Source organism: Nitrospirota bacterium (assembly GCA_016214845.1).
Classification (GTDB): Bacteria; Nitrospirota; Thermodesulfovibrionia; order UBA6902; family UBA6902; genus SURF-23.
In genome coordinates this window covers 12,793-36,568 of record JACRMS010000032.1, presented here as the reverse complement: position 1 = coordinate 36,568, position 23,776 = coordinate 12,793, and the positions used below count along the sequence as shown (strand labels likewise).

21 protein-coding genes and 3 tRNA genes are annotated in these 23,776 nt (G+C 47.6%); 12 read left to right on the top strand and 12 right to left on the bottom strand.

Going from position 1 to position 23,776, the window contains the following annotated elements:
- Window positions 1-3 precede the first annotated feature (3 nt).
- The 5 genes from HZB61_11125 (at window position 4) to guaA (ending at window position 4,967) form a co-directional block, all read left to right on the top strand.
- On the top strand, window positions 4-1,614 hold the full coding sequence (locus HZB61_11125; GenBank protein ID MBI5057152.1) for a phosphoglycerate dehydrogenase: 1,611 nt from the start codon (window positions 4-6) through the stop codon (window positions 1,612-1,614).
- Between the two features lie 19 nt (window positions 1,615-1,633).
- A complete protein-coding gene (locus tag HZB61_11120; GenBank protein MBI5057151.1) occupies window positions 1,634-2,965 on the top strand; it encodes an adenylosuccinate synthase in 1,332 nt (443 codons plus the stop codon).
- Between the two features lie 157 nt (window positions 2,966-3,122).
- Window positions 3,123-3,198, top strand: a tRNA-Lys gene (locus HZB61_11115).
- A 2-nt stretch (window positions 3,199-3,200) separates the two neighbouring features.
- Window positions 3,201-3,278: transfer RNA gene (locus tag HZB61_11110), tRNA-Glu, on the top strand.
- A gap of 81 nt (window positions 3,279-3,359) precedes the next feature.
- Window positions 3,360-4,967 carry a glutamine-hydrolyzing GMP synthase gene (guaA, locus tag HZB61_11105; GenBank protein ID MBI5057150.1) on the top strand — a complete coding sequence of 536 codons (1,608 nt, stop codon included), beginning with the start codon at window positions 3,360-3,362 and terminating at the stop codon, window positions 4,965-4,967.
- 98 nt (window positions 4,968-5,065) lie between these two features.
- On the opposite strand, the gene HZB61_11100 is transcribed toward guaA, so the two are convergent.
- Window positions 5,066-6,688: a hypothetical protein gene (locus HZB61_11100; protein MBI5057149.1), complete on the bottom strand. Its 1,623-nt coding sequence runs from the start codon at window positions 6,686-6,688 to the stop codon at window positions 5,066-5,068.
- A 152-nt stretch (window positions 6,689-6,840) separates the two neighbouring features.
- Here HZB61_11100 and HZB61_11095 point away from each other — a divergent pair, with 152 nt between their 5' ends.
- The 4 genes from HZB61_11095 to HZB61_11080 all read left to right on the top strand — a co-directional run bounded on the left by HZB61_11095 (window position 6,841) and on the right by HZB61_11080 (window position 11,152).
- Window positions 6,841-7,578, top strand: a complete 738-nt coding sequence (locus tag HZB61_11095) for an arginyltransferase (GenBank protein ID MBI5057148.1) — start codon at window positions 6,841-6,843, stop codon at window positions 7,576-7,578.
- Window positions 7,551-9,044, top strand: a complete 1,494-nt coding sequence (locus HZB61_11090; protein ID MBI5057147.1) for a glycosyltransferase — start codon at window positions 7,551-7,553, stop codon at window positions 9,042-9,044. Before HZB61_11095 ends, HZB61_11090 begins: the two co-directional genes overlap by 28 nt.
- An 8-nt stretch (window positions 9,045-9,052) precedes the next feature.
- Window positions 9,053-10,024: a ParB N-terminal domain-containing protein gene (locus tag HZB61_11085; protein ID MBI5057146.1), complete on the top strand. Its 972-nt coding sequence runs from the start codon at window positions 9,053-9,055 to the stop codon at window positions 10,022-10,024.
- 108 nt (window positions 10,025-10,132) lie between these two features.
- Window positions 10,133-11,152 (top strand): hypothetical protein, encoded by a 1,020-nt coding sequence (locus HZB61_11080; GenBank protein ID MBI5057145.1) that lies wholly within the window; start codon window positions 10,133-10,135, stop codon window positions 11,150-11,152.
- 15 nt (window positions 11,153-11,167) lie between these two features.
- Here the strand turns inward: HZB61_11080 and HZB61_11075 are convergent, their stop codons facing one another.
- The gene (locus HZB61_11075) at window positions 11,168-11,581 is read right to left on the bottom strand and encodes a peptide chain release factor-like protein (protein ID MBI5057144.1); all 414 of its coding nucleotides are present in this window, start codon (window positions 11,579-11,581) and stop codon (window positions 11,168-11,170) included.
- A 123-nt stretch (window positions 11,582-11,704) separates the two neighbouring features.
- Here HZB61_11075 and HZB61_11070 point away from each other — a divergent pair.
- Both HZB61_11070 and HZB61_11065 read left to right on the top strand, forming a co-directional pair.
- A tRNA-Gly gene (locus HZB61_11070) sits at window positions 11,705-11,779 on the top strand.
- A 131-nt stretch (window positions 11,780-11,910) separates the two neighbouring features.
- Window positions 11,911-12,849 carry an ABC transporter substrate-binding protein gene (locus HZB61_11065; GenBank protein MBI5057143.1) on the top strand — a complete coding sequence of 313 codons (939 nt, stop codon included), beginning with the start codon at window positions 11,911-11,913 and terminating at the stop codon, window positions 12,847-12,849.
- On the opposite strand, the gene HZB61_11060 is transcribed toward HZB61_11065, so the two are convergent.
- Together HZB61_11060 and HZB61_11055 are read right to left on the bottom strand one after the other, a co-directional pair.
- The gene (locus HZB61_11060) at window positions 12,842-13,288 is read right to left on the bottom strand and encodes a carboxymuconolactone decarboxylase family protein (GenBank protein ID MBI5057142.1); all 447 of its coding nucleotides are present in this window, start codon (window positions 13,286-13,288) and stop codon (window positions 12,842-12,844) included. The two genes, HZB61_11065 and HZB61_11060, sit on opposite strands and share 8 nt — an antisense overlap.
- 147 nt (window positions 13,289-13,435) lie before the next feature.
- Window positions 13,436-14,482 (bottom strand): PAS domain-containing sensor histidine kinase, encoded by a 1,047-nt coding sequence (locus tag HZB61_11055; protein ID MBI5057141.1) that lies wholly within the window; start codon window positions 14,480-14,482, stop codon window positions 13,436-13,438.
- 127 nt (window positions 14,483-14,609) lie between these two features.
- On the opposite strand from HZB61_11055, the gene HZB61_11050 reads away from it, so the two are divergent.
- Entirely contained in the window at window positions 14,610-15,206 is a 597-nt protein-coding gene (locus HZB61_11050) for a hypothetical protein (protein MBI5057140.1), read from the top strand.
- 56 nt (window positions 15,207-15,262) lie between these two features.
- On the opposite strand, the gene HZB61_11045 is transcribed toward HZB61_11050, so the two are convergent.
- From HZB61_11045 to HZB61_11010, 8 genes are all read right to left on the bottom strand, one after another.
- Window positions 15,263-16,105, bottom strand: a complete 843-nt coding sequence (locus tag HZB61_11045) for a DUF3037 domain-containing protein (GenBank protein ID MBI5057139.1) — start codon at window positions 16,103-16,105, stop codon at window positions 15,263-15,265.
- Complete coding sequence (locus tag HZB61_11040) at window positions 16,102-16,887, bottom strand: hypothetical protein (protein ID MBI5057138.1); 786 nt, start codon at window positions 16,885-16,887, stop codon at window positions 16,102-16,104. Before HZB61_11040 ends, HZB61_11045 begins: the two co-directional genes overlap by 4 nt.
- 262 nt (window positions 16,888-17,149) lie before the next feature.
- On the bottom strand, window positions 17,150-18,277 hold the full coding sequence (gene comE, locus HZB61_11035) for a sulfopyruvate decarboxylase subunit beta (GenBank protein ID MBI5057137.1): 1,128 nt from the start codon (window positions 18,275-18,277) through the stop codon (window positions 17,150-17,152).
- Window positions 18,253-19,509 carry a cysteate synthase gene (locus HZB61_11030; protein ID MBI5057136.1) on the bottom strand — a complete coding sequence of 419 codons (1,257 nt, stop codon included), beginning with the start codon at window positions 19,507-19,509 and terminating at the stop codon, window positions 18,253-18,255. Before HZB61_11030 ends, comE begins: the two co-directional genes overlap by 25 nt.
- Window positions 19,510-19,549: 40 nt before the next feature.
- Window positions 19,550-20,755 carry a (Fe-S)-binding protein gene (locus HZB61_11025; protein MBI5057135.1) on the bottom strand — a complete coding sequence of 402 codons (1,206 nt, stop codon included), beginning with the start codon at window positions 20,753-20,755 and terminating at the stop codon, window positions 19,550-19,552.
- Window positions 20,745-21,440: a hypothetical protein gene (locus HZB61_11020; GenBank protein ID MBI5057134.1), complete on the bottom strand. Its 696-nt coding sequence runs from the start codon at window positions 21,438-21,440 to the stop codon at window positions 20,745-20,747. Before HZB61_11020 ends, HZB61_11025 begins: the two co-directional genes overlap by 11 nt.
- 22 nt (window positions 21,441-21,462) lie before the next feature.
- On the bottom strand, window positions 21,463-21,777 hold the full coding sequence (locus tag HZB61_11015) for a hypothetical protein (GenBank protein ID MBI5057133.1): 315 nt from the start codon (window positions 21,775-21,777) through the stop codon (window positions 21,463-21,465).
- Window positions 21,774-23,747 (bottom strand): DUF4445 domain-containing protein, encoded by a 1,974-nt coding sequence (locus HZB61_11010; GenBank protein MBI5057132.1) that lies wholly within the window; start codon window positions 23,745-23,747, stop codon window positions 21,774-21,776. Before HZB61_11010 ends, HZB61_11015 begins: the two co-directional genes overlap by 4 nt.
- Window positions 23,748-23,776: the final 29 nt, after the last annotated feature.

Below are 23,776 nucleotides of genomic sequence, written 5' to 3'. Positions count from 1 at the left end.
AATATGAAGAAAAGCATTGAGCAGAAAGAATTAAAAGTACTTGTCAGCGACAACATCTCCCCTAAGGGTGTGGACATACTGAAAAAGGCGGGGCTGACTGTCGATGTAAAAACAGGTATGCCGCCCGAGGAGCTGAAAAAAGAAATCGGCAATTATGATGCCCTCGTGGTCCGCAGCGCTACAAAGGTGACCACAGATATTGTGGAGCACGCAAAAAAATTAAAAGTTATCGGGCGCGCAGGATCAGGGCTCGATAATGTTGACAAGACTGCCGCCACAAAACAGGGCATTGTCGTGATGAACACCCCTGGAGGAAACACGGTCACAACCGCTGAGCACACAATGGCGTTGCTCTTTTCCATGGCGCGGCAGATACCTCAGGCCACCGCCTCTATGAAACAGGGCAAATGGGAAAAGAAGAAGTTCATGGGCGTTGAGCTTTGCAATAAGACCCTCGGGATCATCGGACTCGGAAATATAGGCGCTCATGTCGCAAAGATAGCGCTTGGAATGGGCATGAAGGTCATAACGTATGACCCGTTTTTAAGCGAGGAAAAGGCAAAGACCCTCGGAGTGACTGTAGTGGATCTGGACGAGTTGATAAAGACATCCGATTTCATCACCATTCACGTCCCGATGACAAATGAAACAAGAAATATGATAAACGCCAAAAGCATCGGCATAATGAAAAAAGGCGTGAGGATCATTAACGCATCGCGCGGAGGCATTGTTGACGAAAAGGCGCTGCATGACGCGTTGAAATCAGGTCATGTTGCCGCCGCCGCCCTTGATGTATTTGAAAAAGAGCCGCCGGGCGAATCCCCGCTTCTTGAGCTTGATAATTTCATCTGCACCCCTCATCTCGGGGCATCAACTGAAGACGCGCAGGAGAATGTTGCCATAGCGGTTTCCCATCAGATCGTTGATTATCTGCTTTATGGAACGATCAGAAACGCGGTCAATTTCCCGTCTGTCTCGGCAGACATGCGGCCCCTTATGCAGCCTTATATAGATCTCGCGGAAAAGATGGGAAGCTTCCTCTCGCAGATTTTTGACGGAGGCATTGAAAGCATTACCATAGAATACCGCGGCGAGGTCGCGGGGCTTTCATTGGAGCCGGTAACCGTTGCAGCGTTAAAAGGTGTTTTGACCCCAATCCTTGAAGAGACGGTAAATTTTATCAACGCCCCTTTGATCGCTAAGGAAAGAGGGATAACGTTAAAAGAGATCACCACCGGCGAGGCCGGGGACTATCACAACATGATAATCATCAAGATAAAATCAGGAGCGAAAGAAAGCATGGTCGCGGGTGTCCTTTACGGAAAAAAGGAACCGCGCATCATAGCGATCAACAATTTCCCGGTTGAGGTTGTGCCCGAAGGGGAAATGCTGGTGCTGTCGAACAACGACAAGCCCGGCGTGATCGGCGGCATAGGGACTGTGTTAGCCAAGCATAATATAAATATTGCACGGATGCAGTTCGGAAGGGAAAAACAGGGCGGCAAGTCCATATCGGTCGTCAGTGTTGACGCGCCCGTTTCAAAAGAGGTCCTTTCCGAGATCAAGAAACTTCCGAATATCCTTTCAGTAAAGCAGATTCATCTGCCTGTCTAATTAATTTGGGGGAAAAATAATGTCAAATATTGTGGTTGTTGGCGCCCAGTGGGGCGACGAAGGGAAAGGCAAGATAGTAGACCTTCTCACGGAAAGCGCCCATGTTGTTGCGCGCTACCAGGGCGGACATAACGCGGGTCACACCGTGATGATAAAGAATGAGAAGTATGTCCTGCACGTAATTCCATCCGGCGTGCTGCATAAAGGCAAGACCTGCATCATCGGCAACGGGGTTGTCATTGATCCAAAATCGCTCATTGAGGAAATCGAAGGGCTGAAAAAACGGAAGATCTACGTCGGCAATAATCTTTTTATCAGCGGCGGCGCGCACGTCATCATGCCCTATCACATGCTGCTTGACGGAAAGAATGAAGAATCAAAAGGCTCAAAAAAGATAGGCACGACAGGCAGGGGCATCGGCCCGGCGTATGTAGACAAGATGTCGCGGGTTGGCTTCAGGATGCTCGACCTGCTGGACACTAACGGTTTCAGGGAAAAATTAAAGGCAAACCTGGCAGACGTGAATTTCCTGCTTGAAAAGAAATATCACAGCGGCAAGCTGCGCCTGGAGAAAATTTATTCAGAATATATGAAGTACGCGGAATACCTTTCCCCGTTTATTACAGATACAGTTGTTCTCGTAAACAAATTTATAGAAAACGGCAAGGATGTGTTGTTTGAAGGGGCGCAGGGGACCCTGCTTGATATTGACCACGGGACCTATCCTTATGTCACCTCATCAAACGCGTCTGTCGGAGGTGTTTGCACCGGACTCGGCGTAAGCCCCAAAAGGATAGACGGCATCGTCGGAGTTATGAAGGCGTATACAACCCGCGTTGGAGGAGGCCCCTTTCCAACGGAATTGAAAGATAAGCTCGGAGAGGACATCCGGCTGAAAGGCGGCGAATACGGCGCAACCACAGGAAGGCCGAGAAGGTGCGGCTGGCTGGATTTCGTCAGCCTGCGGCACGCAATAAGGATAAACGGATTCACGAGCATCGCCCTGACCAAGCTTGATGTGCTTGATGATCTCGATACAATAAAGGTCTGCACGTCCTACACATACGAAGACCCGTACAAGCGGTGCGAGTGCAGCAAAAAAGGCGTTGCATGCAAAATCGCCGACATGCCGCAGGACGCGCGGGTCCTGGAGTTATGTGAGCCCGTGTATAGGGAATTCAAGGGATGGAAGACCAACACTGAGGGTGTGAAAAAACTGAAAGACCTCCCGAAACAGGCAAGGGCATACATTGATTTCATCAGCGAAGCGCTAAATGTAAAAATTGACATTGTCTCCACAGGACAGAGACGGGATGAAGTCGTGATCGTGAAGGACCCGTTTAAAAAGTAACGCATGACTGACTGGTAGCGTGTAACGAGTAAATCAAATTATAAAATACATTTACTGACTGCTTAGCGCTAAAACTAAGCCTGTTTTTTTTTAATTAAACTTTTTGCTATACTAATTGTCCGTTATTACCGGGTAACGGATTAAGCCCTTTTAAAAAGGGCCGCTAGCTCAGTAGGTAGAGCAACGCCCTTTTAAGGCGTGGGTCGTTGGTTCGAATCCAACGCGGCTCACCAGTGTCCCCATCGTCTAGCCCGGCCTAGGACATCGCCCTTTCACGGCGGTAACAAGGGTTCGAATCCCTTTGGGGACGCCATGAAAATTCACGGCCTGCTGTAGACTCTTTAACGGTATACAGCAGGCTTATTAATGAAATAAGCGGTTCTTTCACGGATCCATGGACTTCAAAGAAAAAATACTTATACTTGATTTCGGCTCGCAATATACCCAGCTCATCGCGCGAAGGGTGAGGGAGCAGAAGGTATATTCCGAGATACTGCCGTACAACGTCACCATCGAGAGGATCAGGGAGTTTGCCCCGAAAGGGATAATCCTTTCGGGCGGACCTTCAAGCGTCTACGATAAAAACGCTCCCATATCGGACAAGAAAATCTTTGAACTCGGGGTCCCGGTCCTTGGGATTTGCTACGGTATGCAGCTTATGGCCCACTGTCTTGGCGGAAAGGTCGCAAAGTCGGCAAAGAGAGAATACGGGCGCGCTGAGCTGGCGATTGACGACGATGCGGATTTACTTAAAGGAATAATAAAGCAGAAGACAGAAGGCAGAAGACAGAAGACAGAAGTAAAAAAGACCGTTACCCGTCACCCATCACCCGTCACTGTCGTCTGGATGAGTCATGGTGATAAGATCGTGAAACCGCCTAAGGGTTTTGTTCCCATCGCCCACACGGGCAATTCCCCTATCGCGGCCATGGCGGACAAGGCCAGAAAATTCTACGCACTGCAATTTCATCCCGAGGTAGCGCACACGGACAACGGCACAAAGGTCCTCCGCAATTTCATATTCACCGTCTGCAAGTGCAGGCCGAAATGGACGATGCACTCGTTTATCGAAACGACAACTCTGGCGATCAGGGAAAAGGTCGGCAGGGACAAAGTAGTCTGCGCGATAAGCGGCGGCGTTGATTCCGCTGTGACGGCGGTCCTGATCAACAGGGCCATCGGCAAGCAGCTTACCTGCATATTCGTAGACAACGGCGTCCTGAGATATAAAGAGGCGGAGAAGGTCGAAGGCATGTTGAAGAAACATTTCCACATGAATATCATCTGCGTTGACGCCTCAACGAGATTCATGAAAAAATTAAAGGGCGTCACCGACCCTGAGAAGAAAAGAAAGATCATCGGCAATGAATTTATACATGTGTTTGAGGAAGTGGCCTTGAAGATCAAAGACGCGAAATACCTTGCGCAGGGCACGCTTTATCCCGATGTTATAGAAAGCACCTCATTCAAGGGGCCGTCAGCCACAATAAAAAGCCATCATAATGTCGGCGGGCTGTTGAAGGACATGAAGCTTAAGCTCATTGAGCCGCTCAGAGAGCTTTTCAAGGACGAGGTGAGAGTTCTTGGCAGGGAGCTTGGGATGCCTGATGAAATTATCAGCCGCCATCCGTTTCCCGGGCCCGGGCTTGCAATAAGGATCATAGATGAAGTTACTCCCCAGAGGGCCGAGATATTACGCAAGGCCGACGACATTGTCCTTGAGGAGATAAAGAAGGCCGGGCTTTATCACGAGATATGGCAGGCATTTGCCGTCCTTCTTCCCATCAAGACCGTCGGGGTCATGGGCGACGAGAGGACTTATGAAAATGTTGTCGCCGTCAGGGCGGTTAAGAGCGTGGACGGGATGACCGCCGACTGGGCAAAACTCCCCTACGAGGTTTTAGGCATAATCTCCAACAGGATCATTAACGAAGTAAAAGGCATCAACCGCGTTGTGTTTGACATCAGCTCAAAACCACCGAGCACTATCGAGTGGGAGTAATAACAGAGCCATGAAAAAAAGAGCAAAAGTACAAAAGCGCAGAAGCGTGAAAAGCTTTACTTTTGAACTTTTGCTCTATGGCACTTTTGCCCTTTTTATTACTGTTTATTGAGTCTTTTTGAAAGATATGAGCCTGTCATGGCGTCAATGTCCGCTGTCAGTTCTTGCAGGCGGAGTTCTTTTTCGATCTTTTCATTGATCTCTGCGGTAGGCGAAAGGAGCATGGCTATCTGCAATTTCCTTCTCTCAAAATAAAGCCTCGTGACCTCATTCAGGACGTCATCCCTTAACTGGACCATAAGCCTTGACCTTGCATCGATTGAGGTCTGGGAATCATTCCATACAAGGTCACCAAGCTCCCATGTGACAGAGACAGACCATGCCTTGTCATCAGTGCTGGTAAAATCATCTATTTTATGGTCGCTATCGTAGAAATGGTCTTCCTTCTGCCAATCGATATTCTTCTGGTATTCAAACCTTAATTGCGGCAGCAAAGCCCTGGCCGCCGCCGCCTTTCTCCATTCATTTATTTTATCTGGTTGCACCTCGGCATACATTATGGCAGCCTCCCTGATCTCCTCTATTGAGGGTTCATACGCAAATTTAGAAAGGACATTTTCGGTCTTCACCCCATCGCCCGCGGGGCCGGCATCCTGTTTCGCTGATGTTTTATACACTCCATTTTTTGTCACCGCCCACAGAGTTATATTATGGTCCTGGGGATTTGAAGCGACCGCGAGATAACGCGCGTCTTGAGAAATCATACCGCTATAAAGCTCGTTCCAGCTTTTGGATGTTTTTGAATACGCGAATACTCCCCTGCCAGTTGCCGCATAAATGCTGTCAGGGTCTTTTGAACTGACTGCGAGATAGCGTATATCACGGCTGGTCAACCCCGACCTGCCTGCCGCATTCCATGTTGCGCCTTCATCTGTGGTGATTAAAAGGCCTGCTGTTGTGCCGGCGTAAATTATTTTATTGTCGGATGTATCAACGGCAATGCTTCTTATCTTTGTCTCGCCTTTAAGTTCATCGGCCTCTATCGCCTCATCAACAATTGACTGCACCTCCTCATTTTCAGATGAGATCTTCACAAGGATTCTCTGCCAATCGATACCGTTGTTGATACTTTTAAAAAGCCCTTTGTCTGTTGCAGCGTAAATTTTTCCCGGCCCGGAGGGGTCAATAATAATAGAAGCCGCCGCGGATTCTTCAGGCAGGCTCCGCAGCTTTGTCCACTCATTTCCAAAATTACCCGTCCGGTAGATCCCGGAGTCTGTGCCGATATATACAACACCGGAAAGTTCAGGATGAACAGCGATTGAAAGAACAAAATTCTCAAGCTCCGCGACCCCCCTGAATACCCTTTCCCAACTCTTCCCGCCGTTTTTGCTTTTATACAGCCCTTCCTGAGTTCCAATAAATACAGTCATTGAATTACCTGGATCTACGGCAACGGCATTTACAATGTTTACGGTGCTTCTGAAAATCTCCACCCATTTTTCCCCGCCATTTGAAGTTTTATAAACAGCATGGGCAGAGCTGACGTAAACGGTGTCCGCATTGTCACGACCAATCGCCGCTCTTTGCAGTCCCGGATCGCTGATACCGCTGCTTACATCCTTCCAGATTTTCTCTTCGATACCTGCGTGGATTGTTGATGTTGAAAGATGAAGAAAAAAACATACTGCCGCAACTAAAGTGATACGATGTCCCCTCATAACAATATTCTCCCCTCAAAAGATATGTGTTCCCCCGAATGGGGGTGAAAAGTTTTTAAAGACAAGATTTGAAATTTCTTCCCAAGAGCCGGTTATATTATATTGATTGCAGGACAAGACTTCAAGACGCCGGATTGCTGTAAAATAAACATGTGACGGAGAACCAGTTAAAGCAAAGGACAGACACCGAGATTTTATTCACAGAGGATTCCCCCTGCCCGTACTTCGATGACGGAAGAATATCTTCAACAGAATATTTCATCCCCGCAAAGAAGCGCAGCCATAACTTTCACGAGCTTCTGTCAAAAGGGTACAGGCGTATCGGGAGCGTATTTTACCGCAATGTCTGCAAGGCATGTTCAGCCTGCATCCCCCTGCATATTGAAGCTGAAAAATTTCAATTGAGCAGAAGCCAGAAAAGGACCCTCGGTAAAAATAAAGACATCCGTGTGGAAGTCCAACCAAGACCGTCCATCACCCCGGAGAAGGTCGCGCTTTACGATAAATACATAGCCGTGAAGCATAAGGATGACAAGAAAGAAGAAACACGCAGTCCCCTGCCTTTTCTTCTTGCAATGCATTCAGGTTACGATCACATAATCGAAATGGATTATTACTGCGGGGAAAAGCTTATAGCTGTAGGGATCGTTGATGAGGCAGAGGATTCGCTTTCGTCCAATTACTTTTACTATGACACTGATCATCTTGACAGGAGGCCCGGCGTGTTCAGCATTATCCAGGAAATTTACCTCGCGCGGGAAATGGGGAAGAAATATCTCTATCTTGGATTTTATATAGAAGAAAATCCGAAGATGCGCTATAAAAAGTTTTTCCGTCCCAACCAGATCTACAGGAATGATCAATGGCAGGACCACTTAAAGGGACAATGACAAAACTGACATCCCAATCTTTCAAACTCATCATCACCGCTGCCCTGAAAAAAGAGGTCCCGAAAGACTGGCTTGCATCTCGCGGCATTCCCGTACACACTCTTACAGCCCTTAAGGCAGGGGCGCTTGATCAGCGCAGTTCATCGGGAATTATGGTTGTAATAACCGGCGCAGGTTATAAGGCAAGCGAAGAGGCCGCGCGCTATGTGCGTGATAACCTGAATCCACTGTTCGTCTTTAACATCGGCACATGCGGTGTAATAAATAAAAAATACCCGCTTGGCAAATGGCTAATTCCTGAGCATGTCGCAAATGAAGAAGGCGACATGCTGAAGTTAGACACGAGGCTTCCTGTTCCGCATCCTGAAAAGATGATAAATGTCCGCTCGCTGATCAGCGTCATGAAGCCTTCAATAAATGATCTGCCCGAATCATTGAAAGGACACGAGGCGATCGATATGGAATGTTATGCGCAGGCAAAGGTATTTCATGATGCTAAGATCAGCTTCCACTGCCTGAAATTCAGCACTGACCATTCAGACCATAACACCTTCTCCGATTTCAACAGGAACGTTGAACTTTTCGCCGGAGAGGTAAAAAAGCTTTTCAGCTTTATCAGGGACGATCACAGAGTGACCGTTATTATTCCTGTCCACAACCGGCCGCATACAATCAGGCGTGCAATTGATTCCATACTGTCTCAATCACTGCAACCTGAAGAGATCATCGTTGTTGACGACTGTTCCACCGACGGCACGCAGGAGATACTGAAAAGCTACGGCGATAAGCTGACCTGCGTTTTCCTGTCCGAAAACTCAGGGCCGTCAAGGGCAAGAAATGAAGGTGTCAAATACGCAAAGACAGAGTGGATTGCTTTTCTGGATTCCGATGACTGCTGGGAAAAAGACAAACTGAAAAACCAGATCGCATATCTCACGAGATGTCCTTTTTATCAAATCCTGCAATCGGAGGAAATGTGGATAAGAAACGGCGTGCGTGTTAATCCCTGCATGCATCACAAAAAGCCGGAAGGCTGGATATGGGAGCAATCCCTTGAGAGATGTCTTGTCTCGCCATCAGGAGTTCTTGTAAAGAGATCCCTGCTTGAACGTTACGGATTATTTGATGAGGGCCTTTTAGTGTGTGAGGATTATGACTTGTGGTTAAAGATATCAAGGCATCACCCGGTCGGGCTTGAGCCCGGTTTGTCCGTCATTAAATACGGCGGTCACGAGGACCAGCTTTCGCGGAAGTATCCCGCAATGGATATGTTCAGGGCCAGATCATTAATGAAACTATTAGAGAACGAGCCGCATCCCGAATTCAGAGAAAAGATCATCGACGTCCTTACAAGGAAGCTGAATATACTTACCAAGGGATATGAGAAGAGGAAGAAAACTCAAGAGGCGGAGAAGTGCAGGGAGATGCTCGCTTCCATGAGTAAATATCGGAAAGAGATGGTGTAAAATATTTCATGTCAGTCCAAAATATAAATGTCAAAGACGTCCTCGTTGAGCAAAGCCGTTTTTCGCTGAAAGATCTCCTCGTTGAATCAAACAGCATTGAAACCTCTCTTGAAGATTCTTTGAAAAATCTTGGCATACTTCATCCGGTTATTCTTTACAGAGATAAAGACGGAAAACTTCATCTGATTGACGGAAGGAAGCGGATTCATTTCGCAAGGCAGAACCAGATCCAAACAGTCAGCGCAATCGTCCTGCCGGAGGCTACGCCGGTTACAGACATCATTACCTTAATCCTCTGTGATAAGAGGCTTGAGATTGAGCAAAGCATTATGAACAAAGTCCGCTTTATCTGTTTCGCACTTTATCTCAAAGCGCCTGAATCGTGGATACTGAATTTCCTCTGCATTCAATTCAGTTTTAAACCGTACAGTGAATTCCTGCGGGACTGCGAGCGCATGAACGATTTGCCTGCAGAATTAAAATCCTTCTGCCACGAAAAAAAATACTCCCTGAAACAGATACTCAATTTAACTTCCTATCCTATGGACATACTCTTACAGTTGATGGCGTGGAAGCCGATACTGCAATTGACCGCCTCTACACTTGATGAGATCGCCTCAAATTTAAAAGATCACCTCAGGATGCAAAACAAGACCATCAATGATTTTCTCGATGGGCCTGATGTCCAGGAGATAATCAGGTCTTCACTAAGCCCCCGCGACAGGACTGAAAGGCTGCGTCAGCTTATTTATACAAAACGGTTCCCCACCCTTTCCGAGACAAACGCGAGGATGCAGAAGACGGTTGAGGGCCTTAAGCTTCCGCAGGCTGTATCTATTAACTGGGACAGGACGCTGGAGAATAAAAATGTGGACATCGTTGTCCATGTGCAGGATTTCAAAAAGCTGGCAGCGCTGCTAAGTACTTTGAACTCGACTGAAACGAAGAAGGCGGTGGAGGAAATACTGGATGAGCTTTGAGAATATTAACACCCTCCCCTTAATCCCCTCCCGTCAAGGGAGGGGAGATAAGTTAGTTCCCTCGCCCCTTGCGGGAGAGGGTAAGGGAGAGGGGGTTCTTAAACAACCATGAATACCTTGAACTATAAAGACGGGAAAAAGGAAGTTAAGCCCATTCCGAAACACGGCGAGGCAATGGGCACGTGCGCTACGTTCAACAGAAAATACCTCTGCTGTTATGTGCATGTATTGAAGTCCGTCCACAACTGCCCGTTTGAATGTTCATACTGCTTCCTTCAAAACTATATGAACGACGGCGCGACAAAGATCGTGGACGATATTGACGCGTTGATGGAAGAGGTTAAAAGCAAAACCGCAAATGAGCCGCAGAGGCTGTTCCGCATCGGCACTTGGGAGCTTGGCGACAGTCTTGCGCTGGAAGGAGAGACGGGACAGGCCGCAAGACTTATCCGCGAATTTTCCACAATGGGAAATGCCGTTCTTGAACTAAAGACGAAGTCAGACAACGTTGATTCGATACTAAATATCTCTCACAATGAAAGGACGGTTGTCTCGTGGTCCCTGAATACTGATCACGTCATCAACACAGAAGAGCACAGGACCGCGTCTCTTGAAGACCGGCTTCACGCCATGCGCAAGGTTTCAAAGGCAGGCTATTTGATCGGCCTGCATTTCGACCCGATGATCTTTCACAAGGGATGGGAAGAAGGATATTCGGGGCTTGTGGACCGGGTCTTTGATTCGGTATCGCCTGAGAGGGTCGCGTGGATATCCATCGGCAGCCTCCGCTTCAACCCTGAGATGAAAAAGAAGATGGAAAACAACTACCCGGACAACCGCCTGACCTGCGCGGAGATGGTACTGGGTGATGACGCAAAGATGCGGTATGTAAAACCGCTGCGGGTAAAGATGTACAAGCACATTTACAGCGCGCTGAGGGGGAAAATTTCACAAGACAATCTTGTATATCTTTGCATGGAACGGTGGGATGTCTGGGAAAAGGTCTTTGGCAATCGCCCTGATTCAATCGCACACCTGGACTTTCTTTTCGCGCAATCACTTTACAAAAGATTCGGGCTGATGAGTGGCCAGCCGAAAAGGGAGTTCTACGAAGAAACATCGAAGTGAATTCAGGCCTTAATTTTACTCTTCACGGGAAGGGTGATAAGAACGTTTTTCTTTTTTTATGGATTGCAGGTGTTTCCCTTCAAGCATCTTTTCCTTTGCGCGCTTTGAGCGTTTGCGTTTCTGCCGCCTGATCTTTTCGATCCGTTGTTCTTCCTCGCTCTCCTTGCCTTTTATCAGGCGTTCTACTTTTTCAAAAAGCAGCACACGGGCATAATATCGGTTCATTCCCTGAGTGCGCGCCTTCTGGCATTTGACCTCAACACCGGTTGGGATGTGTTTTAGATAAACACAGGTTGCGACCTTGTTGACATTCTGCCCGCCGTGCCCGCCTGAGCGGATGAACGATTCCTCGATGTCCTTTTCATGAATGCCAAGGTTGTCGAGTTTGGCCTTGAGAGACTTTTCTTTTTCCGGGCTTACAGGGAACATGCCTAATTATACACAAGTTACAGCGCTTAAAAGCAGGGGGCTGAGGGCATAGAGTTAAAGGATGAATACAATTCGCCTTCTTGCATTAAGCAATCCATGCAATATACAATATTCCCAACAAATGCGGGTGTAACTCAGTGGTAGAGTGTCAGCTTCCCAAGCTGGAGGTCGCGGGTTCGAATCCCGTCGCCCGCTCCAAAAAAACTGTTGGCTCTTAGCATTAAGCGATAAGCTTTTTATTTAGGAATGATTTTATGTAAAGCTTATAGCTGACAGCTAATTGCTGATCGCTATTTTTAATGTCTAATCGCACAGACAGGAAAAAATAAATGCCGCTAAGGATAGCCCATCTCTCCACCTTTTATCACACCTCGATACTTTTAATAGCCCAAGGCAACATTGATCGGGAGATCAGTGCCGATGTCCAATGGAGGCTGTTTGGCACCGGACCTGCGATAGTTGATGCATTTCAAAGAGGAGAGATCGATCTGGCTTATATCGGACTTCCTCCGGCAATTATCGGCATGGATAAAGGAGTGAAGTTCAAATGCATTGCAGGCGGGCATGTTGAAGGCACGGTCATCATCGGAGGGGCTGAATGCAAGGGGTCCCCGGAAACTGATGATCTCGCCGAAGTGTTAACACAGTTTCGCGGCCACAAGATAGGGGTGCCGGGAAAAGGTTCCATTCATGATGTCATTATCACTGAATGTCTTGAGAGATTTAATTTAAAAAGTGAAATTGACATTGTAAACTTCCGGTGGTCTGACCTGATCATAGATGCGATGCACAAGGGGCAGGTAGCAGCGGCAGTCGGCACGCCAGCTCTTGCCGTCGCGCTTGGCCGCTTTGCAGGAGGGAAGATACTTTGTCCCCCGTCTAAACTCTGGCCTGACAATCCAAGCTACGGCATCCTTGTTGAGGACAATTTTCTGAATGGACACCGCGAAACCATTGAACGCTTTCTTAAGCTGCACGAAGAAGCAACGGCATTTTTTAGAAACAGGCCGCGGGAGGCTGCAAAGATAATTTCAGATTATACCGGGATCGTAGACGCGGATTTTGTTCTGGACACCTTGAATATCTCGCCAAAGTATTGCGCTTCCATTACCAAAGGATATATTTCTTCCACAATGGCATTTGTGAAGGTATTGAAGAGGCTTGGATATATAAGCCGCGAGCTCTCAGATGAAGAAATTTTCGATACCTCAATGATCAAAAAGATCCACCCCTCAAAAGACCATTACCAGGACGGAATAGCTATTTAACCCTCTTTCCCCGGCCCGTTATTTTAGTTGTCTTCCCCGCCTGCTGTTTGAACTTCCTGAGGGCCACGGAAAGAGTTGATGATTCGGAAATTGCGCCGGAAATAAGGACCGCATCCAAAACTTCATCATTGGTTGCGCCCTCGTCAAGGGCCCTGTTTATGTGCGCGGTAAGGCAATGCTCGCATCTGAGAGCGGCGGCAGCGCCGACTGCAACCAGTTCAACCGTTTTCCTGTCCAGGGCAGACGGCTCGCTGTAGATGGACATCCCTTTGAGGACATAAGGATTAAAAGTGCGGGGACGCATTTTCAAGGCGCTCAGGAGAAACCCCAGATCTCCCCTCTGCTTCTCGATCATCTTTGACAGCCCTTCGGTAAGCTCCCTGCTTTTCATCAGGGATTTTACCTGCCCTATGGAACTTTTATTTTTTCCTTTCCTCATGATGGTATCTCCTGTTCCGTACTTTGTCTCCGGCAATTTACACAGTCCATAAAAAATATCATGTAACCAAAGCTAAGTCAATGAAATCGTAATGCGTGATGGGTGAAAGGGGTTTATCATGGAATCGGGATTTATTAAAAGCGGGCTTTATTTTGGAACAGTGAAGATAAAATTAGGATGGTTGTCCCAGGTGTTTTCATACCACATGTCGCCGCCGTGCTTTTTAATGAGGTTCCGGCAAATCGCAAGGCCAAGGCCTGAACTGTCAGTGCTCTCAAACTTTTCAAAAATGTTGGTCCTTCGTTCTTCCGGGACAGGCGGTCCGCTGTTATAGACGTTCAGCCTGTAATGGTCTCCTTTGTCTTCAAAGCCGAAGGCGATCTGCCCTGAGGCCGCATACTTTATCGCATTACGGATAAGATTTCTGTACACGATCTTGATCCATCGCGCGTTTGCCTTTATGATGACCTTGTTGCCCGGGATGGCGCCCAACCGGTTGTCTATCCTGATCCTGCTTTCTTCAATTTCAGTCGCGAATTCATCGAGGGTGGGGTCGATGATGTCCTGCCGCAGGTCGAGATATTCCTTCTCAGGCATTTTAACGTTCATCATGGAAGATTTACAGAGGTACTCACCCAATAACTTTTCCAGGCAGATAATTCTCCCGGAAATATCAGAAAGAGTGACCTTGACGCTTTCATCGATAAAGCCGAACGCCCCGCGCATGAGGAGTTTTATCATACTGCCGATCGAACTTAAAGGCCCCCTTATGTCATGAGTCGCGATACTCAGCATATCGAGAATATGTTTTTCTCTTTCGATCCTTTCAGTGACCTCCCTGCACACGCAAATTAAACCTACAATTTCTCCGGCGCTGTCTTTCCACGGGAACTTGGTAACCGAGATCCAGATCTCTGATCCGTTCAGACAGACCATTTTCTCTATTTTGTCTTTGACCGCCTCACCTGTTTCGATTATCTTTTTGTCTTCAAGAAGCATCGCCTCAGCCTGTTCCCCTGGGAAGAAGTCCAGGTCCGATTTGCCTATCATGTCTTTGATCATGCTGCCCGAATGAATTGCGACACTGTCACTGACCGCAACGTATTTGCCGTCCAGGTCCTTGAAATATATAAAATCCGACGCGCTGCGCAGAAGCGCTTCTACCAGATCAGTTCTTAAAATAGCATTTCCCATACAATCAACCGTTGCCTATATTATTCAATATTGCCATAACATAAATCGAGTGTTGCGTTACTATTCGGATTTTTTCCATAAACTATTAAGGTTTGATGGGGAGACACTGTTATGGTAAATTAATATCATGTCAAAGAAAGAAAAGCCCCTGCCAAAACCGCCGTCAACACCCTTTGGAAGAAAGAGGTCTTTTGAGGACAATGAAAACAGGGAGCCACTGATGGCCGATCAATTGGCCGTGGCTATGGCTCAGGGAAAGTTTGATGAGTTTCTGAAGAGAGAAATGCCCGACAATGAACATGCCAGAAAATTGGCAGAGATGATGATGGGCATGACCGGCATGATGGCTCCTGCAATCCCTCCTGTCCCGTCTGAAAACATTAATGCTGAACCTTCAGATAAAACTGATGCCGCCTCAGATGAACAATCAAATGTCCCTGGTGCTCCGCCTGAAGATGTTGTCAAAAGTGTTCAGTCCGGCGATGTCAGCTCGCTCATGGAGCTGCTTGCAAGAGAGTATAAAAAGAGGACCGGCAATTCAGTAGATACTGTTCAGGAAGAAAAAATCCCTGATGCCTCCTCATCTGATAAGCCTGCCATTGATAAAGAGATCATCGACCAGTTAATCAACATCTCAGCCGATAATAATCTCTCTCTCGACTGGCTTTTCTTCCGGGCGCTTAAACGCTACGTCGAGGAGTATAGGAAGACAGGGAATTTGTAGGGGTTCTTCCCTGTTGGGATTGCATATATCTGTCAGTAGGATTGCTCTGCGAATCGTTATGCTTTGTGCGTCTCAATTTCCTTTTTAAGGCTTTCTGCGAAATCCTCTGCCTCTTCTTCTCGTATAAATTCATGGTCGCATGGCATTCTGTTTAATATATTTTGTGCCTTAATAAAGGCTGCTTTTAACTTCTCATCCTGCGGAGACCCTATCAAAACATTTAACTTAAAAAGCTCTCCGCCATCAATCAGGCTCGTGATTCGTCCTACCCATGTATTTGCTTTGTCGGTGATAGAAGTAGCTTCTAATAAATCGAAAGAGACCGGCTCGTGAATATGCCAGCGCTCATTTTTCCAGCAGTATTTAAATTCATAATCATAGTTGTTACCAATAATCTGGTGAGGTCTGAGGCTGGCAATGACGTGTTTTTCCTCGAGAGGCCTCTTATAAATCTTCCATACATCTTCATCGCTTCTGCTTTGTCGTTCTGTTTTTTCATAATACTTTTCTACGTAACGGTTATAAATCTGTTCAAGAGTTTCCTGCAGGTTGTCCGTCAATCCATATCCTTCTGGGGAGAATTGCAGCGAACTGTCATCTATAGGCAACACCTTTGGAGTAAAATCTTTCACACTAACCGGCATTTTCTCAAATGGGAGTTCAGTAAGCAAACGCTCACCTTCTTCCTCAAGCCTTGCCTGAATGTATCTTGAGACCTGTCGGAAGTGGTCGCCGTTTATATTTGAAAACATTTTTGAAATGCGGCCGTATCTTGACGTGCAGACAGTGCTAAGAAATCTCGCCTTAGGAGCATATAGCACAACGCCAACGTTGATGAACTCACCTGATACGATATCGTGAATATATCTCAGGATTGAGAAACTATAAGGTATCTTCATTGTAACGCCCTCCTTATTTCGTCGATGAAACTATTTCTATGATGCATAATCTCGTTGATATGGGTTGTAATTTTTGATATGTTGTTGCTTCGCCAATCCTCTGGCACATTTGTAAGAATTGTTTCCATGGCATTATCAGTCAACAGTTCAAGTGCCCCGGCAAATCGGTCGAGATTCACTGCCTGCCCCTTCAGATTCTCGTAAAACAAGTGATCTTTGATAAAGTTCAAATTTGTTATCTGCCACGGAGTTGGCATCGGCAATATTTCATATATAAACATCAGACTCATTTCATGGTCTATGATATATAAATCGTCACCTTTCCAAAGGATGTTCGGCTTTTTAACCTTTCTATCAGGGTTTTGTATCAGTGCATCAAAGGCGAATATCTCTGCCGCTAATGTTCGCAAACTTGAAGGTATTGCTTTGCCTACAGGCCATGTTTCAAAACCGCCGGTTATCACCCTGCTGCCGAAATTCGGTCCGGAGCTTCCTTTGATTTTCCGTGAGAGAGCAGGATCAGAAATAACCTCTGCCAGCAACGGGTCTATTTCAATTATAGCAGGTTCTGGAGTGGGGATATCAAGGAAAGCTGCCAGTTGAGATGCAATCAGTTCAGCCGCAAGACCGTTCACCCCATTTTCCATTCCTGCTTTGAGCTTAACAACATATTCGCCGTTGCTATCACCGCTTTCATCTTCGCAGAAAAAAATACAGGGCTTAGTCCTGCCGGATGGCAGAACCCGTTGAAGTGAAGATGCGTTTAAAACTGGAATGGTCATAATTACAGCTTCCCCCTAATGCTGTTCAGCAATTCGCGGATCGTACAAGCACGCTATTTTTGAAGCTGGTGTTATATAAATGCGACATGTTTAATCCTGCCCTCGCCAAGTTTCTTTAGGTTATCTATCCTGTTTTCTAAGAGCCATAAGCCCTCTCTATAATTCAGAGAGGTATATGATTATATTTCAACCGATATAAAAACGGAAGGATTATTTCTGACAGTAAACGATGTTGTTGAAAGATAATAGCTGTTTCAATTGTCTACGATTTCAAAAACTCCATCACCTGTTTTTTGATCTCAAGATGGTGAAGAGTAATCGTCGGCACGTCTTTATTTCCTGGAATTGCCAATGCGTGGATAAAGCGCAGTCCTGTGTGAGGCTGCTTCATGGCATCGATCAATTGTTTCCGGCTTGCGGTTTTGATCACGTTCTGAAAACCGAAACCTTTTGCGACGAGTCCGAGGTCTACGCATGAGCCGGTCAGTGTGGGCTGGTCGCCTGTTGAGCCGTAGGAACTGTTGTCGATTGCCAGGATCGTCAAATTAGCCGGGGCAAAGTGCGCTGTTGTTGCGAGAGTGCCGGGGTTCATGAGGATGCTGCCGTCGCCGTCTATAACAATGACCTCTTTGTCGGATGTTAGGCTGATGCCGAGGCCGATCGGCGCAGCCATGCCCATGCTGCCGAGCATGTAGAAGTTTGATGGCTGATTCCTGATATGGAAAAGTTCTTTGGAGGGGAAACCAAGATTGCAGACAACGACTTTGCCATCGAGGTATGGCGCTATTATTTTCAGAATTTCAAAACGGGTAAACTGCGGCTTCATCCTTTTTGGCTGACAGTCCTCAATCTTTTTGGAAACAGGACATGACGGCAATGTTATTGCCCCCGAGTCACAGACGCCCTCGAATATAGCAGGGCTCAGAAGAAACGCGTGTATCATGCCATGTTTGTATACACCGGCAAGATTCTTTTCCACCAGAGTGAAATCTTCTATTGAACTGATAATCGAATACGGGATGCCCGCGCCTTTTAATATCCCCGGAAGACGCTGCCCCATTGGCATTTGCGCGGCTATCTTCTCTTTGTAGATCCCCCGCCGGCTCACGAAGACGGCGAGAGGCAGTTCATAGAATCCGGTCAGGGAAAGCAGGGCATTAATCATATTGCCGACGCCGGAACTCTGGACGAACATCGCGGGCCTCTTTCCGGCAAGCGCAATGCCCGCGCTGATGCCGACACCTTCCTCTTCTCTCGTCAACGGGACATGAGAAAATTCTTCAGCTACCCTTTGAAGGAGCCCTCTGATCTTTTCACAGGGAAGGGTGCAAACAAAGGCCACTTTGTTTTTTTTGAGAATAGATGTCAGCTCAATTTCAGGCGATTGCACAGGAGGTCCTCTATTTCTTCATCCGGGATTTTTTTCGATACAAACACGGGTTCAACTTTGTATGTCTTCATGTCCTGTTTCAACCTCTTCTCACCGCCGCCGGTGATATTTAACAGGACAGTGTCCTTTCTATCCACATGGCCGTTTTCGACCGCGTTACAGAGTGCGGCAACAGCCACGCCTGCGGCAGGCACAATGTCTATTCCCTCTGCTTTCTCAAATAACTCAAGGGCCGCGTAGACATCGTCATTCTCAATGCCATACATTTTCCCTCCGGTTTCACTGAGCGCATCAAAAACCCCGCCCAGCACAGAGTACGCGGGGTAGCGGGTTGAAAGTACCCGCGTTGTTATCTTCCCTATTAACTCCGGGTTCAAATCCTCGGGGAAAAGTTCCCTGCTGTTTTTCTCCCAGGCCTTTACCATCGGCGCAAAGGGAAGGTTCTGCGCAAGGTGCATTACCGGAAGCTTTGAACCAAACCTTCCGTCACGAAGGAACCTCTCAGCCATCTCCCATACAGCAATCGCGCCGGTGCCGCTTCCTACAGCCTGGAAATAACGGTCAGGCAGTCTTCCTATTTTTGAAACCGCCTCAAGCAGGACAATGCCGAGGCCGTCCCTCTTTGCTATGTTCTTCACCCCGCCCTCAAAAGGAAAACCGTGCGTCAGGGCGATTCTCTTTGCCAGATCGATTGCGTCTGAATAGTCGCCGTCTTCAAGCACAAGGGTCGGAATTTTTAATGAAGCCTCAAGATACCACATCTCAAAAAGACACATGCCCGGGACCACTATTATCACAGGGAACCCTGACACGGTTGACAGGTGGGCAAAGGCCCTCGCTGTATTTCCAGCGGATGCCACAACCATTCCTGTGATGCCGTTTGAGCGCGCGTTCTCAAGCACCACCGCTGCTTCAAATTCCTTGAACGTGCAGGTTGTGATTTGCGCCCCGATCTCAGGCCAGTACCCGTTAAACGCGATGAAGAGATTTTCAAGTCCGAGTTTTTCAGACAGCCCTTTTGACCTAAAGATCACGGGCCCGGGCTGATGAAATCCATGATCATGGATTGGAAGCCAGTTAAATCTCCATATCTCATTTGGTCCTCTTTCTGTAAAGGCAGTCTCCTTGTAATCGGTCATGAGAAGCGCGTCCTTGCAGTGCTCGCAAAAGGCGCAGTGGGCTTCCTTGAGGACCGTTCCGCATTTCCTGCATTTTATAACGTAGTGGCTCATAGGTTTATGTGTATTTGCAGGGTGGGTTTAAAACCCGCCCCTACGATATCAATCCCGAAACCAGCTCCATGATGTCCACGATCTTTATCTGCTTGTCATATCCCAGCAAGGCTTCATTAACTTTTTCATAACATGCCGGGCAGCTTAATACAAGTTTATCAGCTTTTTTCTCTACCGCTTCGTCTATTGTTAATCTTCCCATCGCGATGGCGTTTTCGTGAAAGACCTTTCGCGCGGCCCCGCCTGCGCCGCAGCACCGAGAGTCAAGGCCGTGCCTGTCAAATTCCAGGAGCTGTATCTCCGGTATCTGTGAAAGAATAAATCTCGGCTCCGCTATTATTCCAACTCCCCTGCTTAAGTAGCACGGGTCATGATAGATTATTCTCTCCTTCAGTCCCTGCCTGAATTTCAGCTTGCCTTTTTTTATCGCAGCCTCGACAAACTGGCTGATGTGCCTTATCTTAAATGGCAGCTCCTTTCCATAGAACAGCGGCCAGTCCTTTACCATAATATTTACGCAGCAGGGACATGAACACAAAAGGGTCTTGACCCCTTTTGCCTTATACGCGTTAACAAGCCTGCTGACCAAATCCCTCAGCATATCGTGCTGGCCTGTTATGAATAACGGAAATCCGCAGCACACCTCTTCCTCCGCAGACAGCATCGTAAATTTTTCTCCAATGGCAGACAGCACCAGCACATCGCCCCTTACCATCGGCTGAGCCTCATACGCGCCGGTGCATCCGGCGTAATAAGCTATGTCCGCTTTCTCCGCGATCTTTACTCCCTCAGGAAACCACGGGCTGAATCTCTGCTCAGGCGGCTTTTCATATGGATTGCCCGTGCGTTCAATCGAGCCGGGCATTTTTGCCTGCGGCCCCATCGGCCCAAGGCCGTGCCTTACCATTTCTTTTCTCAGCATGGGCCAGAGCCTTTCCGTAAATATTCCTGCTGTACAGCTTCGACCGCAGGCCCCGCAGGTCGTGCATTCATACACTGCCTTGGTGAAATCCTCAAGCAGCTTGCGGTCGATTTCCCTGCCGCCAAACAGCATTGCCTTGAGGCCGCCGGAAGCCTTTATAAATTCCCTGAACATGCGTATCTTCTCAGGCGGTGAAATGCTCGGGTTACCTGTCACGTCCTGAACAGGACAAAACTTGAGGCATTCACCGCACTGCGTGCAGGCGTCCAGCTCAATGAGCTGTTTCTGCGACAGGGACCTTATAAATGAATCCTTATTTTTCATGGATCACGAAGTCAAACCTGTCCTCACGTTTACGTGCCTGCAATAATGTATAAGGCGCGGCAAAGATGTGGGTAGGCAGGGAGACCAGGAATACTAACGTAGTGTTGAAGTGTATATTGAACAACATGCTTGCCGGTATTGATACGGGTTCGAACATTAACATGTTGAGCATGAAATACTTGATCTCGACGATGTCAGGCCGTATAACATTTTTCATCAATATGCCGGTCAGGCTGATCGTTATCAGGAGTATGAGAAGAAAAAAATTATATGTAGAGAAGTATCCCCTTTTTTCTATCTTGAGCTTTGCTATTAAGATATAAATAAGTGACAGGTGAAGGATATATCCAGCAAATATCCCGACAGACTGAAGGCTCAATACCCAGCCGGGAACGGGGTAAAAAAAATATCTCAAGTGCCTCAGCAATACAAACAGAAAAGACCAGTGAAAGAGCCACTCCCCGATCCATAACAACTTATTAACACGAAAAAGTCTGGTTAAAAACAGAATGTCTCTTATAGCTTTCAGCATCGTCATCATTGTGATTCCCGGGGGGGAAAGAAGTTCTCCGTGGTCTTTGGGGACATTTAGCAAAAGAAAGATACGCCATATCATTCTCCATAAAAAAATTGCATAACACAGGTAAGCAATGACCAGCAACACTGTTCCTGAATATTCTCTCATAACTTGGAAATATCTATGCTTCTTAATCTTTTACAAACACAATACTGACATCCCTTGGCAGGGCCGCTCCTGCCTCGACCTCTATTGCCTTTAAAATTGCGCTTGCCACGGGACACGCGACATGCTGTAAATGTTTTGCCGCTGACAGTAATACCGGATTGTTCTGATGCCGTGCCAGGGCTGACCGCACGTCGAGAAGTGAAATGTCTTCACGCATCTTGTTCACCATTTCGCATTCAGTGTCGAGTGAAATGCTGAGCTTTTTATCTTTTCCCTTTTCAACAGTAATGGTAACGGCAAATCCGCATATGCCTGAGTTAACCATAACCTTTGTCACCCTTTTATCTCCACAGCGCTTCCCGATTTTTTAAGCAGCTCCTTTAAATTCGGGAAGGGGTCTTTCATGTGCGGAATGTGCATGGCCTGCATGAACTCCTTCTCGAATGTCGGGTCGGTAGCGATCTCGATGAACTCGACCCACCGCGCCCTTTCATTTGCTTCAATGCGTTTTCCTTTATTAATGAGCGCCATCCTCGCGCCGTCACCCGCGGCATTGCCGACTGCGTAGACCATGTCTATCGGGCAGTCAGGGAACATTCCAAGTGTCATTGACGATTCTTTGTCAATATGACTGCCGAATGCGCCCGCAAGGATGACCCTGTCGAGTTTGTTAATGCCCAGACGCTTCATCAGTAATTTCGCTCCGGCGTAGAGAGCCCCTTTTGCGAGCTGCAAGGCCCTGACGTCCCCCTGTGTAATGGTAATATCTGTACCGATAGATGTCTCTTCGGCCCAAGCAAGGACATATTCAGGCTTGCCGTCAATGTCCTTTCTCACGCGCGTAGTATCGAGGTTTGGGACAAAGCGTCCTGACTTGTCTATGATGCCTGCCTTAAACATCTCGGCAACGACCTCGATTATCCCTGAGCCGCACAAGCCCTTTGCGTTTACTTTCTCAAGGTGTGTATGCCAGTCCGCCTTGCCGATGACTTTATACATAGGCTCTTTTGTAACGGGGTCTATCCTGACGGTTTCAATGGCCCCGGGTGCGGCGCGCATCCCGAATTTTATCTGCGCTCCTTCAAACGCAGGGCCTGTCGCGCAGGAGGTTGAACAGACCTTGCTGCGGTTGCCGAGGAGCAGTTCCCCGTTTGTCCCGATATCAATGATGAGTACGTTCTCGTCCTGGTTGTACGGTTCTTCAGCTATAAGAACGCCGACGTTGTCCGCGCCGACAAATCCAGCTTCGATTGGCAGTACGTGAACATACGCCGCGGGATTTATCTTCAATCCTATGTCGCGCGCCTTGATGTTCAGCGAAGTCTGTACCGCGGGAATAAAAGGCGAGCGTCCGATGTATTCGGGATTGAAACCGAGGAGGATATGATGCATTGCCGTGTTGAAGACGATGGTAATGTCATCAATAACATAGCCGGGATTCGGGCCGTCTTTTACAATTTCGGAAATTGCCCCGGCAATAATTTCATTCAAGCCCTCGATGATCGCCCTCTGCATGGTCTCAAGTCCTGAGGGATTTGTCATTGCGTAAGTGATGCGTGACATGACGTCTTCGCCGTACGGCACTTGCGGGTTCATCATTGATTCCGTGTTTACAACTTTGCCTGTATCCAGATCGGTCAGATACCCGACGCACGTTGTTGTCCCGACGTCAACAGCCAGGCCGTAGCATTTTTCCACGAAGCCCGGCTCCACTTTTATTATCTCCCTGTCCATCCATACGGTTACAGTTGCCTTCCATTCTCCTTTTCTAAGGACATCCTGAAGCTCTTTCAACACAAGATAATCGAAGGAAAGGTTTTTCAGTCCGTAATCCTCTTCGAGGAATTTCAGCACGCGCTCATAGTCACCTGTTGTCATGTCATGAAGCTTTGGAGGAACGAGGTCTACATTGTATTTCCTCACCGCGGGATCGAGAATGATGGTGAGCTCTTTTGCGGCCTTGCGTACGATCTGCTTGCCGGCCCTTGAGCGTTCAGGCACGAACACCTTTACGTCACCATGTATCTCTGCTGTGCAGGCGAGCCGGATGCCGGGGCCGTCTTCGGGTTTTATATGTTTCTTTTCAGCCTCGGTGATCGCGGAGAGATGGGACATCCCGGACTCCATGTTGTCCTTCTCAAAATAGCCTTCTTCAATCCTGACCTTGCACTTGCCGCAGACCTTCTTGCTGCCGCAAAGCCCTTCGATATCAACTCCGAGCAGCTGCGCGGATTCAAGGAGGGTCTTTCCCTCCTCCACTTCTCCCCTCCTGCCGGAGGGCTGAAATATGACCCTGTATTTTTTCACGTGAGCCTCTTTCTATTATAAAGTCACTA

Excerpts from the sequence above, each read along its gene's own strand:
- HZB61_11125 (MBI5057152.1), top strand. The coding sequence starts at position 4 with ATGAAGAAAAGCATTGAGCAGAAAGAATTAAAAGTACTTGTCAGCGAC.
- HZB61_11120 (MBI5057151.1), top strand. The coding sequence starts at position 1,634 with ATGTCAAATATTGTGGTTGTTGGCGCCCAGTGGGGCGACGAAGGGAAA.
- guaA (MBI5057150.1), top strand. The coding sequence starts at position 3,360 with ATGGACTTCAAAGAAAAAATACTTATACTTGATTTCGGCTCGCAATAT.
- HZB61_11100 (MBI5057149.1), bottom strand. The coding sequence starts at position 6,688 with ATGAGGGGACATCGTATCACTTTAGTTGCGGCAGTATGTTTTTTTCTT.
- HZB61_11090 (MBI5057147.1), top strand. The coding sequence starts at position 7,551 with ATGGCAGGACCACTTAAAGGGACAATGACAAAACTGACATCCCAATCT.
- HZB61_11085 (MBI5057146.1), top strand. The coding sequence starts at position 9,053 with ATGTCAGTCCAAAATATAAATGTCAAAGACGTCCTCGTTGAGCAAAGC.
- HZB61_11080 (MBI5057145.1), top strand. The coding sequence starts at position 10,133 with ATGAATACCTTGAACTATAAAGACGGGAAAAAGGAAGTTAAGCCCATT.
- HZB61_11075 (MBI5057144.1), bottom strand. The coding sequence starts at position 11,581 with ATGTTCCCTGTAAGCCCGGAAAAAGAAAAGTCTCTCAAGGCCAAACTC.
- HZB61_11065 (MBI5057143.1), top strand. The coding sequence starts at position 11,911 with ATGCCGCTAAGGATAGCCCATCTCTCCACCTTTTATCACACCTCGATA.
- HZB61_11060 (MBI5057142.1), bottom strand. The coding sequence starts at position 13,288 with ATGAGGAAAGGAAAAAATAAAAGTTCCATAGGGCAGGTAAAATCCCTG.
- HZB61_11055 (MBI5057141.1), bottom strand. The coding sequence starts at position 14,482 with ATGGGAAATGCTATTTTAAGAACTGATCTGGTAGAAGCGCTTCTGCGC.
- HZB61_11050 (MBI5057140.1), top strand. The coding sequence starts at position 14,610 with ATGTCAAAGAAAGAAAAGCCCCTGCCAAAACCGCCGTCAACACCCTTT.
- HZB61_11045 (MBI5057139.1), bottom strand. The coding sequence starts at position 16,105 with ATGAAGATACCTTATAGTTTCTCAATCCTGAGATATATTCACGATATC.
- HZB61_11040 (MBI5057138.1), bottom strand. The coding sequence starts at position 16,887 with ATGACCATTCCAGTTTTAAACGCATCTTCACTTCAACGGGTTCTGCCA.
- HZB61_11030 (MBI5057136.1), bottom strand. The coding sequence starts at position 19,509 with ATGAGCCACTACGTTATAAAATGCAGGAAATGCGGAACGGTCCTCAAG.
- HZB61_11025 (MBI5057135.1), bottom strand. The coding sequence starts at position 20,755 with ATGAAAAATAAGGATTCATTTATAAGGTCCCTGTCGCAGAAACAGCTC.
- HZB61_11020 (MBI5057134.1), bottom strand. The coding sequence starts at position 21,440 with ATGAGAGAATATTCAGGAACAGTGTTGCTGGTCATTGCTTACCTGTGT.